Here is a 13,222-nt window from a genome sequence, read left to right on the forward strand (position 1 = left end):
CGATGAACGCCCCCCTGCACCGCGAAATGCCCACCGGCACGCTCGACGCCGAGCGTGCCCTGTCCGACGTCACCGCCCGATGGGACGGCGACATCCTCAAGCAGCTTACCGACTACATCGCCATTCCCGCCAAGTCGCCCGGCTTCGACAAGGACTGGTCGGCCAATGGCCACCTCGAGACCGTGCTGCGCAACGCCGCGGCCTGGGTCGAGGCGCAGAAGGTCGAGGGCCTGAAGCTGGAGATCGTGCGCCTCGAAGGTCGCACCCCCGTGCTGTTCTTCGAAGTGGCTGCCACCGGCACCGACATGGGCGAGACCGTGCTGATGTACGGCCACCTCGACAAGCAGCCCGAATTCACCGGCTGGCGCAACGACCTCGGCCCCTGGACGCCCAAGTACGAGAACGGCCTGCTCTACGGCCGCGGCGGCGCCGACGACGGCTATGCCGTGTACGCCAGCATCGCCGCGTTGCAGGCGCTCAAGAACCAGGGCGCGGCGCATCCGCGCATCGTCGGCCTGATCGAGACCTGCGAGGAAAGCGGCTCCTACGACCTGCTGCCCTACGTCGACGCGCTGCGTCCGCGGCTGGGCAGCGTCGAACTGGTGATCTGCCTCGACTCCGGCGCCGGCAACTACGACCAGCTCTGGCTCACCACCTCGCTGCGCGGCATGGCCAGCGGCACGCTCAAGGTCGAGGTGCTGACCGAAGGCATCCACTCGGGCGACGCTTCGGGCCTCGTGCCTTCGAGCTTCCGCATCATGCGGCAGGTGCTCGACCGCCTGGAGGACAGCTCCACCGGCCGCCTGCTGCCTGCGAGCTTCCACTGCGAAGTGCCGGCCGACCGGCTGGCGCAGGCGAAGGCCACCGCGGCGATCCTCGGCGAAGAGGTCTACAAGCGCTTCCCGTGGGCGCACTACGATTGCGGTGGCTCCACCATGTTCGCGCTGCCAACCACCACCGACCCGGTGGAAGCGCTGCTCAACCGCACCTGGAAGCCGACGCTTTCGGTGACCGGCGCCGAAGGCTTCCCGGCGCTGAAGGACGCGGGCAACGTGCTGCGCCCGTACACCGCGTTCAAGCTCTCGCTGCGCCTGCCGCCGCTGGTCGATGCGGCCGAAGCGGTGCAGAAGCTCAAGGCGCTGCTCGAGGACAACGCGCCCTACCAGGCGCGCGTCACGTTCGAAAGCGGCGGCGGAGCCACCGGCTGGAACGCGCCGACGATCACGCCGTGGTTCGAGGATGCGCTCAACAAGGCCTCGCAAGCGCACTTCGGCGCCTCATGCGGCTACATCGGCCAGGGCGGCACGATCCCGCTGATGAACATGCTCAGCGCCGGCTTCCCCAAGGCGCAGATGATGGTCTGCGGCGTGCTCGGTCCGAAGAGCAACGCGCACGGCCCGAACGAGTTCCTGCATGTGCCCTACGCCAAGAAGCTCACCGCCGCCGTGGCCGAGGTGATCGCCGCGCTGCCGGCCGCGCACCGCGCCGCTGCATCGGAGCCGGCGGCCGCTTGAGCGAGGCGCTGCCTTTGCCGCAGCGCGTGTCGCTGTCCACGCCGGACGGCGAGACGCTCGCCCTGCGCCGGCTGCCGGCGCCCGGTCCGGCGCGCGCCGTGATCGTGGTGGTCCATGGGCTCGGCGAGCACGCGGGCCGCTACCACGCGCTTGCGGAATGCCTGCACGAATGGGACTTCGCCGTGTGGGCGCACGACCACCACGGACATGGCGAATCGACCGGCGCGCGCGGCGGCCTGCCCGGCGAGTTGCGGTTGGTCGACGACCTCGCCCTCGTGATCGACGATGCGCGCCGCGAGAACCCCGGCCTGCCGCTCGTGCTGCTGGGCCACAGCCTGGGCGGGCTGGTGGCCGCGAGCCTGGTGGCGCGCGGGGTGCGGCCGGTCGATGGGCTGGTGCTTTCATCGCCAGGGCTCGATCCGGGCCTGGGCGGTTTACAGAAGGCGCTGCTCGCGGTGCTGCCGCGCATTGCGCCCAACCTGCGCGTGGGCAACGGGCTCGACGACAACTACCTCTCGCACGACCCGGCCGTGGTGCAGGCCTACCGCGACGACCCGCTCACGCACGACCGCATCGGCGGCCGGCTCGCGCGCTTCCTGGCGTACGAAGGCGCGACGGTGCAGCAGCGGGCCGCCAGCTGGCCCGTGCCGACACTGCTGCTCTACGCGGGCGACGACCGCCTCGTGGTGCCCGCCGCCAGCCGCGCCTTTGCCGCGGCCGCTGCGCCCGGCGGCAAGGTCGAGGCGCACTGCTTCGACACGCTGTACCACGAGATCTTCAACGAGCTTGAAGCCGACCCCGTCTTCGAGGCGCTGCAGCGTTGGCTCAACCGGCGCTTTCCGTCGCCGGCCTGACGGTGCGCCTGCGCGCCAGCCAGACCAGCGCCGCGCCCGTCAGCACCACCGGCACCAGCGAACCGAGGTTCAGCAGTCGCCAGCCCTGCGTGGTGACCAGCACGCCGGAGGCGAACGAAGTCACCGCCAGCGTGGCGAACACGCAGAAGTTCAGCGCACCCTGTGCACGGTCGCGCTCCTCGGCGGTGTAGGTCGTGAGCGAGAGCGTGGTGCTGCCGGTGAACAGGAAATTCCAGCCCACGCCCAGCAGGCACAGCGCCACGACGAAGTGGTGCAGCTCGACGCCCGAAAGCGCGATCGCGATGCACCCGAGGTTGAGCACCAGCCCCACGCCCATCACCGGCAGCGCGCCGAAGCGGCGGATCAAATGGCCGGTGAAGAAGCCCGGTGCGAACATGCCGATCACATGCCATTCGAGCACCAGCGCGGCATCGGAGAACGGCAGGCTGCAGATCTGCATCGCGATGGGCGTTGCGGCCATCAGCAGGTTCATCACGCCGTAGCCCAGCGCGCCCGCGGCGGCGGCCACGATGAACACCGGCTGCCGCATGATCTCGCCCAGTGGCCGGCCCCCGGCGGGCCCCGTGCGCGTGGGCGCGGCGGGGAATTCGATGAAGTGCATCACCGCCATCGACAGCAGCGCCACCGCGGCCAGCGCGATATAGGCGCCCGCGAACGGCACGGCAAAGACCTGGCGCGTGGCCGTCGCGAGGTTGGGCCCCGCGACCGCGCCGATCAGCCCGCCCGCCATCACCACCGACACCGCCTTCTCGCGCCACGCCGGCGCGGCGAGCTCGGCTGCGGCAAAACGGTAGAGCCCCGCATTGGCGTTGTAGTAGCCCGCGACCACCGTGGCGAAGCACAGCAGCCAGAAATTCTTCGTGGCAGCCGCGTAGCAGCACAGCAAGGCCGACACCAGCGCCACCGCCAACCCGGTCTGGAACGAGCCGCGCCGGCCGAGGCGTTGCTGCGTGCGGGCCACCAGCCCGGTGCTGAGCGCGCCGCCGATCACGTAGCTCATCACCGGCAGCGTCGCCATCCAGCCGCGCGGCGCGATGCTCAGGCCCACCAGCCCGTTGATGGCGATGAAGGTGACGTTGTTGGTCAGGAGCAGGCCCTGGCAGATGGCGAGCAGCCAGAGGTTGCGGTTCATGGTGTGTCCCGAATCGCGCGTTGCAGGTCGCGTTCGATTTCACTGAAAACGACAGGCGGCAGGTCGCCCAGCGTGCCTTCGGTGCCGTCGAGCGCCACCGCGCGCACGGTCTGAAGTTCCTTGCCGTCGGGGCTGTCCTGCACGAACCTGCCTTCTTCGATTTGCAGGCAGATGCGGCGTCCGCCGGGCACGGCCTTGTTGAAGCTGTCGACCATGCCGCCGTCGCCCACCTCGCGTTGCCAGCCGCGCGTTTCCAGGCCCATGAGGGCGGCGTTCGATATGGCGCGGCCGGCCCAGTGCGGCAGCTCGCGGCGCGGGCGCAGCGCTTCGCCGAGCACGAAGACCGGGCGCATCAGCTGTTCGAAGGGCTGCACGATTTCGTAGTCGGCCAGCACGGCGGCCCAGGCAGTTGCCAGCGACGGGTCGAGGGCCGCGACTTCGAGCGGATGCGGCAGGCCGATGCGCGCGGTCTCGGGCAGCTTGACGGCGTCGTCCTGCAGGTCGGTCAGCTCGCCTTCGGCGCTGATGCGGAAGATGCCTTCGAGCTGCCTGCCCGATGCGTCGAACAGGCCCCAGACCAGCGGCCGGCTGAAGACCCGCAGCACCGGATGGTTGGCGAAGAAGGGAATGAATTCGTCGGGGCCCCAGCGGCGCTGCGCGCACATCGCGGCCTCGAGGCGCTTGACCTGCGTGGTGGCCACGGTCTTCGCGAGCTTGCGCAGCTCCTTCAGCTGCGTGGTCGCAGCGGCGGCCTTGCCGGCGTCGTCGTTGGCGCCCGGCTTGGGCAGCGTCTTGAGCACCTTGCCCCTGGCGTCGTGCACCACAGGCTGGAAGTTGTCGTCCATGCGCACTTCGAAGCTGCGCGGGCCGAAGTCGAGCGTCAGCCGGGCGCGCGTGTCGAGGCCGAGGTCGGGGACGGTGCGATCGGCCAGCTGGTCGAGGCTGAGGCCGCGCTGTTCGGCCACTTCGCCGAGCATGCGATCAGCGCGCGTGCGCAGGTCGTCGTGGCGGGTCTGGCGCGCGAGTTCGGCCAGGTGCATCAGCGCGGCATCACTGCCGATCTCGCCGAGCATCGCCATCGCGTCGTAGGCGCGCACGCGGTCGAGCGCAACGCGCCACTGGCGCAGCAGGCCGTAGAGCTGGCGCGCGGTCTCGCCGTCGCCGAGGCGGCCCTGCAGCGTGAACATCCAGCGCTCCTTGGCCGGGCGGCCGTTGCCGATCCACCAGGCCAGCAGCGCGCGGCCGAAGCGCGCGAGGGAATCGGGCGTGAGTGCATCCAGCAGCCCGGCCAGCCCAGGATAGGGGGCGTCGGGCTTGCCGAGCATCATCGCCATCAGCACGTCGGGCACCACCGCCTGCGGTAGCGCTTCCCCGCCTGCCTTGAGGATCAGGCGGGGAAGCGCTACCAGCGGCAAGGCCTTCGGCACCACGGGCAGGTTGTCGGGCAGGAGTTCTTCGGGCGCGATGGCCAGCAGCTGCGCCACCGCATTGGCGGCTTCGGCGCCGTAGGCGTGGGCCTGGTTGCGCACCGCTTCGGCGTGGCCGGCGCCGTGCAGCCAGCGCAGCGCGGCCTGCGCCGCCTCGCGCGCGGGGCCGGGTTCGCCCAGCGCGACGGGAACAAGGCCGCGCGCAGCCGTGTCGGGATAGCGCGCCAGCCACTCGCCGGCTTCGCGCCGGACCCAGCGGTTGGTGTGAAAGCCCCTGGCGATCCAGCCGGCGAGCGGATCCCATTCGATGACCGAGGCCAGCTCGAACATTGCGCGAGAGCCCTGCTTGAGAAAGCGCGGCAGCCCCGGCAGCGCGGCAGCGCCGAACGCATGGAGGATGGGCCGCACGCGCGAGACATCGCCCGAGTACAGGATGGGGGGCGGCCCATGCATGAATACCGCGACAGCCAGCGGCAGGGGCAGGTGCCAGATGCATTCGGCGACGCCCCAGCGGCTGCCCGGCAGCGTGCCGAAGTCTTCCGGACCGATCTCGCGGCCGTTCGCTGCGACGGCCTCGATGAGCTCGGGGCGCAGGCCCAGCATCCACAAGGCCTTGTGAACCGTGCCGCCCTCGCGCACCTCTGCAGGCGCGTCGGGTTGGTTGCGCGCGAACTCGTTCATCCACCGGTCGGCGCTTTCGCGCGAGACCCGGAGTTCGCGGGCCAGCCAGTCGGACGATTCGCCCGTGGCCTGCAGGTACTGCGGTGGCGGCAGATCGCTCCAGTGCAGCCGCGCCGTCGGCGGCAGGGGCTGCAAGGCCAGCGTCGGGATGACGGGCAGCGCCTGCCGGTTCTTCCACGGCGGGCGCCGCAGCAGCGCGGGCCAGGCATCGACAGCGGCATCGGTCACTCCGCCGGAGCTGTCTTCCTGCAGGCGCGCGAGCGTCTTGCGCTGGGCGTCGTCGCAAGAGGCTTCCAGCGGTTTCTGCCAGTCGGGGTTCGCGGCCAGCAGCTCCAGGACCAGCGCGGCGCCGGCCTGGTGCCGCGCCGGGTTCGCCGACAGCAACTCGCGCAGCACGAACAACGGCCAGCGGCCCGCCTGCTTGACGAGGGCGTTCTTGCAGTCGATCTGCTTGACCTGGGCCACGAAGAAGCCAACGACCGCCGGATCGTGGATGGCCAGCAGGTCGGTCACGGCTTCCTTGTGCGGGGACGGCTCGAAGAACAGTTCCGCCGCCGCGGCGCCGTGCATGTCGAGCATGCGCAGCCGCGCGGCGCGCGGGGGGTAGAAGCGGGAGCGGTGGCGGCGAAAGAAGTCGAGGCTGTCGCAGAGGCGGCGTTCGTCGCAGAGCAGGCCGCCGCAGTGGCCGCAGGGCCGGTCGTTGAATTGCGCGAGCGCCTCGCGCATGCCCTTGGACCACCGCACGGTGCCATCGGGCTGCGCGTCCAGACCTTCTTCCTTCGACTTGCGACTGCCCGCCATGCCATTTCCCTCGATTGATGCCAGCGGGATTGTCGGCCAACACGCGCGGCCAAAAAAAAGCGCCCTCGCGGGCGCATGAATTCAGGAGAAGACAGTCCTTCGGTCAGGACTGCCTGCCTTGCAGCAGGCCGCTGAGCGAACCCAGCAGGTCGTCGTGGTTGCCCAGACCCTGGTCCGGGACTTTGCCGTGCGGCGTGAGCTGGTCGATCAGCGCTGGCAGCATGGTGGCCAGCATCGGCAGCAGCGTTTGCGCGTTGATGCCGAGCTTGGACGCGATGGCAGCGATGGTGTCGCTGCCCAGCGCGTTTTGCAGCTGATCGCCCGAAACCGGCTGGTTTTCCCCCTTGCCGATCCACGAGCCGATGACGTCGCCCATGCCCGCCTGCTCGAATTTCGAGACCAGACCGCCCAGGCCGCCCTGCCCGCCGTTGTTGGCGAGCAGGCCGCCCAGCGCGCCGGCCAGGCCTCCCAGATCGCCCAGTCCACCGCTTTGCGGTTGCTGCTGCTGGGCCGCGCCCCCGAGCACCTGACCGAGTACTGAATCGAGCAATCCCATGACTTTTCCTTTTGGTGTGTGACAGACCGACAGCATTGTTAGGCGCCGCGGGCCATAAGCTGAAAGTGGAACATCACTTTCAAACTGGCAACGTGACAAATTACTTGGTACGGGCCGTCCGTTTGGGGAGCAATGCGGGACTGACCCCTTGCACTCCCACCAGGCCCAGCACGGTGAGCAGCGAATTCTGCGCGCCTTTCCATGCGTCTGTCACGTCGATGGACTCGCTCAGCGAATGGAATCCGGAGGCCTTGCCGCCGCCGCCGACGATGATGGCCGGAACGCCCAGCGAGATCGGCACGTTGGCGTCGGTGCTGCCGCCGCGCAGCAGTGTCTTGTGGCCGAAGGCGCTGTTCGAGCGGACGGCGGCCTCCACGATCACCGAGTCGGGCGGCGTGCGGCCGCCGGGGCGGTTGCCGATGAGCTTGGTGCTCACGCTCAGCGTGTTGACGTTCCAGCGCTTGTTTTCCTCGACCACGGCTTCGTCGATGGCCGCGAGGATCTTCTTTTCGGTCTCCAGCAGCGAGGCCATGTCGTCCGAGCGGATGTCGATGGCCATGCGCGCGTCCGGCGCGATGGTGTTGACCGAGGTCCCGCCGCCCACGGTGCCGACGGTGAACGTCGTCTTGGGAAAACTCGGCGTGTGCACGTCGGCGATCTTCGCGATGGCGCGGCCCATGCCGTGGATGGCGCTGGGCACCTGGCCGAAGGCGCCGAAGCTGTGGCCGCCCGGGCCCTGGAACGTGACCTCGTAGCGGTGGCTCGCGGTGCCGAGCACCAGCACCGCGCCCGGCGGCGACGGCTCCAGCCCCACCATGCCGTCGATGTCGAGGTGGTCGTTGAAGACGGCCTTCATGCCACGCAGGTTGCCGAGCTCTTCCTCGCCGACGTTGCCGACGAACAGCAGGTCGCCCACGGTCTGGACCTTGTTGTCGTTCAACACCTTGAGCCACGACAGCAGCACGGCGAGCCCGCGGGTGTCGTCCGCAATGCCCGGCGCGTGGAGCCGGCCGTCGCGCTCCTTCACCTTCACGTCAGTGCCTGCAGGGAACACCGTGTCGAGGTGCGCGGAGATCAGCAGCTTCGGCCCGTTGCCCGTGCCCTTGCGCAGGCCGATCACGTTGCCTTCGGTGTCGATCTTCGCGTGCGTCAGGCCGAACGCCTTCATGCGCGCGAGAAAGGCTTCGGCGCGCTTCTGTTCCTTGAAGGGCGGTGCCTCGATCTCGGTGAGCATCCTCAGGTCTTCGACCGAGCGCTCGTGGTCGGCCCTGACCGCGTCGAGCAGCTTCTGGATGGCCGGTGCTGCCATCAGTTGGGCATAGGCCTTGTCGACATCGGGGCTGACCTGCGCGGGCGTGGGGGCGACAGCCGGGCTCTGGGCGAGCGCGCCCTGTGCGGCGCACACCAGCGCGGCAAGGACGAGAGGGGCGAGGCGCAGTGGACCTGGCGAGCGGGACATCGAAAGTCCTTCTTTTGTCTCAGTAGAGTAACGATTGTTTCTCAGGCTTTCCGCGCGCGCGTTGCGGAAAACACCACCTTGCGCGGCCTGCCTAGAGGCCGGCGAGGCACACCAGCGCGGCCAGCGCCGCGGTTTCGGCGCGCAGCACGCGCGTGCCGAGGGTGACGGGGGCGAAGCCGCGGGCGATGGCCTGCTGTTCTTCCGAGCTGCTCAGGCCGCCTTCGGGGCCGCTCAGGACGACCGCGCCATGGCCATCGGGGATCTGCACCGCAGGAAGGGCGCGCGTGCCCTCCGCGAGGCTCAGCACGAGGCGCACGGCGGTCGACCCCGTGTCGTGCTGCGCATCGAGCCAGCCCGAAAAGGACTGCACCGGAAGGACCACCGGCACCCGGTTGCGTCCGCACTGCTCGCAGGCCGCGACCGCGATCGCCTCCCAGTGCGCCCGCTTCTTCTCGGCGCGCTCGCCCGACAGGCGCAGCACGCCGTGGGCCGTGGCCAGCGGCTGGATGCTCGCCACGCCGAGCTCGGTGGCTTTCTCCACCAGCCAGTCCATGCGCTCGTTCGCCGGCATCCCGACCGCGAGATGCACGGCGCGCGGGGCTTCACGCTCCACCGGCTGGTGTGCGCCGACCGTTACCGCGACCTCGCTGCGGCCCATGCGCTCGACCGTCGCCGCGTATTCGCCGCCTGCGCCGTCGAACAGCGTGAGCGCATCGCCGGGCTGCATCCGCAGCACCTGAACATGGCGTGCGGCGCCGGCCGGCAGCGCCAGGCTGGCGCCGGCGGTCAGCGGCACGGAACAGTGAAAACGCGGCATGCTGTGAAATCGATGGCGTGGGCAGCCGTTTTCCTTCAGACGCGGCCGTAGGCGAAGCCGGTGAGGGCCGAGGTGCCCTCGACTTCGTCGATCACGCGCAGCAGCGGCGTCAGCTCCATGTAGCGGCTGGCGGTGGCGCGGATGTAGGCGATGAAGCGCGGCGTGTCGGCCAGGTACTTGGGCTTGCCGTCGCGCAGCGTGAGGCGCGCGAAGATGCCGGCCACCTTCAGGTGGCGCTGCAGCCCCATCCACTCGACTGCGCGGTAGAAGGCGCCGAAGTCCTCGTCGACCGGCAGGCCGGCCTTGCGCGCCGCCGTCCAGTAGCGGATGGTGACGTCGAGCACGAATTCCTCGTCCCAGCTCAGGAAGGCGTCGCGCATCAGGCTGGCGACGTCGTAGGTGATGGGGCCGTAGACCGCGTCCTGGAAGTCGAGCACGCCGAGCGCGGGACCGTTGCCGGCCATGAGGTTGCGCGGCATGAAGTCGCGGTGCACGTAGACGCTGGGCGATGCGAGGTTGCTCTCGACGATCAGCTTGAAGCTGCGCTCCAGCCGCTCCTTCAGCTTGCCCTCGACCGCGATGCCGCGGTGGCGGCCGATGTACCACTCGGGGAACAGCGCCAGCTCGCGCTCCAGCAGCGCCCGGTCGTAGGGCGGCAGCACGCCGGGTTTGGAGGCCAGCTGCCAGCGGATCAATGCGTCGATGGCCTGGTCGTAGAGCGGGCGGCTCGCGTCGGGCCGGGCCGGATCGATCACGTCCAGCATGGTCTGGCGGCCCAGGTCGTCGAGCAGCAGGAAGCCGCGGGGCTGGTCCCATTCGAGCACCATGGGGGCGAGTACCCCGGCGCCGGCCATCAGCTGCGCCACCTGGACGAAGGGGGCGCTGTTTTCCTTGTCCGGCGGGGCGTCCATCACGATGCGCGTCGGCGCGGCGGGGTCGGCGGTGTCGAGGCGGAAATAGCGGCGGAAGCTCGCGTCGGCCGAGGCGAGCCGCACCGTGTCGGGCAGCAGCCGGTGGGCAGGCGCGACGGCGGCCACCCAGGCCCGGAACGCTTCGGCCCGTTGCGGATCGGTCCAGGGGATGGTCTCGGCGGGGCTTGGGGCCAATGAGGCCGGGGGCGGGGGTGCTGTCATGGATAATCGATTCTACAAATCCGCCTGGCGCGGCAATCCCCCTTGGCCGGCTTCCGGCCGATGCGGGTTGCTGCTGGCCCCTGCAACCCGCCGGCCTGCCGCGCCGTCTCCCGACGATCCTTCGTTCCGAACCGATGCCTACGACCCAAAGCCCCCACGCTTGGCACCTTGTGCGCTCGCTGCCGCTCTCCCTCGGGGAGTCGGTGGCTTCCCTCGGAACAGCGGGGCGGGTGGCTTGATGCGCCGGCGTGTCGCCCTGCGGCGCTCCACCCCGCCGCTGCGGCTGGCCGTTCTGTCGCTGGCCCTGATGCACGCGCATGGCGCGTCCGCGCAGCAGGCCGGCAACCTCGACGGGCCGCTCACGCTGAAGCGCACGCCGCTGCTGACCGAAACCCTGACGCCCGCGGACCGCAGCCAGATGCCCAGCATCATCACCGGCGACCGCATCTCCGGCCGGCCCGACCTCGAGACCGTGGTCGAAGGCAACGCCACGCTGCGGCGCGGCGCGGTGTCCATCACTGCCGACCGGCTCGAGTACTACCAGCCGGACGACCGCGCCAAGGCCACCGGCAACGTGCGGGTCAACCAGGCCGGCAACGTGTACGAAGGCCCCGAGCTGCAGCTCAAGCTCGAGACCTTCGAGGGTTTCTTCAACAACGTGCGCTACCAGTTCCTCGCGAACGAAGCGCACGGCGAGGCCAAGCGCATCGACTTCGTCGACGCCAACGTGTCGGTGGCCCGCGAAGCCACCTACACCACCTGCCGCCGCGAGGACTTCCCGGGCTGGATGCCGGCCTGGCTGCTCACCGCGACCACGATGACCACGGACACCGAGGAAAACGAGGGCGTGGCCAAGAATGCGCGGCTGAGCTTCATGGGCATCACCACGCCGCCGCTTCCGAGCGTGAGCTTCCCGCTGTCGAACGAGCGCAAGAGCGGCCTGCTGCCGCCCACCATCGGCGTCGACAACATCAACGGCATCGAGATCGCGCAGCCGTACTACTGGAACATCGCGCCCAACCGCGACGCCACGTTCACGCCGACGGTCATGAGCAAGCGCGGTGTCGATTTCAGCAACGAGTTCCGCTACCTCGAGAAGGGCTACAGCGGAACGATGCGCCTCGACCTGATGGGCAGCGACCGGCTCGTGGGCCAGCGCTACAACGAGCTGCGCGCCAGCCAGCTCCAGCAGCTGGCCAAAGGGGAGATCCAGGCCAAGGACCTGACCCCGGCGCCCGGCAGCACCAAGCGCTGGGGCTTGTGGGCCACGCATCACCAGGACTTCGATGCCAAGGCGCTGGGCCTGGATTCGTTGTCCGCCAATATCGCCATCAACAGGGTGAGCGACAACGACTACTGGCGCGATTTCACGCGCACGCCGTCGCTCACGCAGCGCCAATTGCCCAACGACGCATCGCTCAACTGGAGCAAGGGCGACTGGAGCGGCATGGTCCGCACTCTGAAGTACCAGAACCTGCAGTACAACCTGTCGCCGATCGTGCCCGCGTACGACCGGCTGCCGCAGGTCACGGCCAACTACAACAAGTACGACTGGCACGGCTTCGACGTGGCGCTCAACCTGGACTACACGCGCTTTCGCGTGAACACGATCCTGGCGGGGCAGCCCGGCTACGACGCCACCCAGCAGTCGCAACCCGACGGCGACCGCGCCTCGGCCGTCGCCTCGATCAGCCGGCCGTTCATCACGCCGAGTTCGTTCGTCATTCCCAAGCTGATGCTGAACGCGGCCTCGTACAACTACTACCTGCCGCAGTCGGACATTCCGAAGCTGACGCTCAACGGGGTCCAGTACGTCAATGGCGTGCCCTACAACGCCAACTCGCTGTATTTCTTCCCGACCTCCAGCAACCGGACGGTTCCGACCTTCAGCCTCGACAGCGGCCTGATCTTCGAGCGCGACGCCAGCTACTTCGGCCGCGCCTTCCGCCAGACGCTGGAGCCGCGCGCGTACTACGTCTACACGCCGTACCGCAACCAGAGCATGCTGCCGAACTACGACTCGGCGGCCAACGACTTCAGCTTCGCGACCATCTACACCGAGAACGCGTTCTCGGGCGGCGACCGCATCTCGGACACCAACGCCCTCACGCTGGGCGTGACCTCGCGCCTGATCGATCCGGCAACCGGCGTCGAGGCCGCACGCTTCGGCATCGCGCAGCGGCTGCGCTTCAGCGACCAGAAGGTCACGCTGCCCGGCGGCACGCCGGTGACCGACCGCAAGAGCGACCTGCTCGTGGGCGCCCAGATCAACTGGACGCCCAAGTGGAGCCTGGATACCGTCGTGCAGTACAACCCCGACACGCGCAAGTCGGAGCGATCGGCCATCAGCGCGCGCTACAACCCCGAGCCGTACCACAACCTGAGCGCGGCCTTCCGCTACCAGGCGCCCAGCACCCCGACCGCGACCGACGGCAACAAATCGATCGACGTGGGCTGGCAATGGCCGATCAACGACCTCTGGGGTGACAAGGGCAAGAACCTCGGCCCCGGCAAGGGCCAGGGCGGCGGCCGCTGGTATGCGGTCGGCCGGCTCAACTACAGCCTGCAGGACAAGAAACTCACGGACGGCGTGCTCGGTTTCGAGTACGACGGCTGCTGCTGGATCGGGCGCGTGGTGCTGCAACGCATCACCACGGGCCAGGTGACGGCGAACACCCGCATCATGTTCCAGCTCGAATTCGTCGGCTTCTCGAGCATCGGCTCCAGCCCCATGCAGGCCCTGCGGCAGAACATCCAGCGCTACGAACCCTTGCGCCAACCGGGCGAGGCGCCGAGCCGCTTCACCAATTACGACTGAGACGACTGA

At 69.2% G+C, this 13,222-nt stretch carries 9 protein-coding genes; 3 read left to right on the forward strand and 6 right to left on the reverse strand.

Annotated elements, in window-relative coordinates; genetic code table 11:
• Positions 1–2 precede the first annotated feature (2 nt).
• Together ACCD11_RS09495 and ACCD11_RS09500 are read left to right on the forward strand one after the other, a co-directional pair.
• A complete protein-coding gene (locus ACCD11_RS09495; protein ID WP_413313658.1) occupies positions 3–1,514 on the forward strand; it encodes a M20 family metallopeptidase in 1,512 nt (503 codons plus the stop codon).
• Positions 1,511–2,368 carry an alpha/beta hydrolase gene (locus ACCD11_RS09500; RefSeq protein ID WP_007834869.1) on the forward strand — a complete coding sequence of 286 codons (858 nt, stop codon included), beginning with the start codon at positions 1,511–1,513 and terminating at the stop codon, positions 2,366–2,368. The genes ACCD11_RS09495 and ACCD11_RS09500 overlap by 4 nt, the downstream gene beginning before the upstream one ends.
• Here the strand turns inward: ACCD11_RS09500 and ACCD11_RS09505 are convergent.
• From ACCD11_RS09505 to ACCD11_RS09530, 6 genes are all read right to left on the reverse strand, one after another.
• Complete coding sequence (locus ACCD11_RS09505; RefSeq protein ID WP_413313659.1) at positions 2,340–3,521, reverse strand: MFS transporter; 1,182 nt, start codon at positions 3,519–3,521, stop codon at positions 2,340–2,342. The genes ACCD11_RS09500 and ACCD11_RS09505 overlap by 29 nt on opposite strands.
• A complete protein-coding gene (locus ACCD11_RS09510; protein WP_413313660.1) occupies positions 3,518–6,430 on the reverse strand; it encodes a DUF4132 domain-containing protein in 2,913 nt (970 codons plus the stop codon). Before ACCD11_RS09510 ends, ACCD11_RS09505 begins: the two co-directional genes overlap by 4 nt.
• Before the next feature lie 103 nt (positions 6,431–6,533).
• Complete coding sequence (locus ACCD11_RS09515) at positions 6,534–6,986, reverse strand: YidB family protein (RefSeq protein WP_007834874.1); 453 nt, start codon at positions 6,984–6,986, stop codon at positions 6,534–6,536.
• Between the two features lie 100 nt (positions 6,987–7,086).
• Entirely contained in the window at positions 7,087–8,445 is a 1,359-nt protein-coding gene (locus tag ACCD11_RS09520) for a M20/M25/M40 family metallo-hydrolase (protein ID WP_413313661.1), read from the reverse strand.
• Positions 8,446–8,536: 91 nt separating this feature from the next.
• Positions 8,537–9,262 carry a 16S rRNA (uracil(1498)-N(3))-methyltransferase gene (locus ACCD11_RS09525; RefSeq protein WP_413313662.1) on the reverse strand — a complete coding sequence of 242 codons (726 nt, stop codon included), beginning with the start codon at positions 9,260–9,262 and terminating at the stop codon, positions 8,537–8,539.
• 35 nt (positions 9,263–9,297) lie between these two features.
• Positions 9,298–10,395: an aminoglycoside phosphotransferase family protein gene (locus ACCD11_RS09530; RefSeq protein ID WP_413313663.1), complete on the reverse strand. Its 1,098-nt coding sequence runs from the start codon at positions 10,393–10,395 to the stop codon at positions 9,298–9,300.
• Between the two features lie 238 nt (positions 10,396–10,633).
• On the opposite strand from ACCD11_RS09530, the gene ACCD11_RS09535 reads away from it, so the two are divergent.
• Positions 10,634–13,213: an LPS-assembly protein LptD gene (locus tag ACCD11_RS09535; protein WP_413313664.1), complete on the forward strand. Its 2,580-nt coding sequence runs from the start codon at positions 10,634–10,636 to the stop codon at positions 13,211–13,213.
• Positions 13,214–13,222 lie beyond the last annotated feature (9 nt).

This window comes from Variovorax sp. Varisp36, from assembly GCF_047304235.1.
Taxonomy (GTDB): domain Bacteria; phylum Pseudomonadota; class Gammaproteobacteria; order Burkholderiales; family Burkholderiaceae_C; genus Variovorax.

Coding starts and splice junctions, on each gene's coding strand:
- ACCD11_RS09535 (WP_413313664.1), top strand. CDS start 10,634: ATGCGCCGGCGTGTCGCCCTGCGGCGCTCCACCCCGCCGCTGCGGCTG.
- ACCD11_RS09515 (WP_007834874.1), bottom strand. CDS start 6,986: ATGGGATTGCTCGATTCAGTACTCGGTCAGGTGCTCGGGGGCGCGGCC.
- ACCD11_RS09530 (WP_413313663.1), bottom strand. CDS start 10,395: ATGACAGCACCCCCGCCCCCGGCCTCATTGGCCCCAAGCCCCGCCGAG.
- ACCD11_RS09520 (WP_413313661.1), bottom strand. CDS start 8,445: ATGTCCCGCTCGCCAGGTCCACTGCGCCTCGCCCCTCTCGTCCTTGCC.
- ACCD11_RS09505 (WP_413313659.1), bottom strand. CDS start 3,521: ATGAACCGCAACCTCTGGCTGCTCGCCATCTGCCAGGGCCTGCTCCTG.
- ACCD11_RS09510 (WP_413313660.1), bottom strand. CDS start 6,430: ATGGCGGGCAGTCGCAAGTCGAAGGAAGAAGGTCTGGACGCGCAGCCC.
- ACCD11_RS09525 (WP_413313662.1), bottom strand. CDS start 9,262: ATGCCGCGTTTTCACTGTTCCGTGCCGCTGACCGCCGGCGCCAGCCTG.
- ACCD11_RS09495 (WP_413313658.1), top strand. CDS start 3: ATGAACGCCCCCCTGCACCGCGAAATGCCCACCGGCACGCTCGACGCC.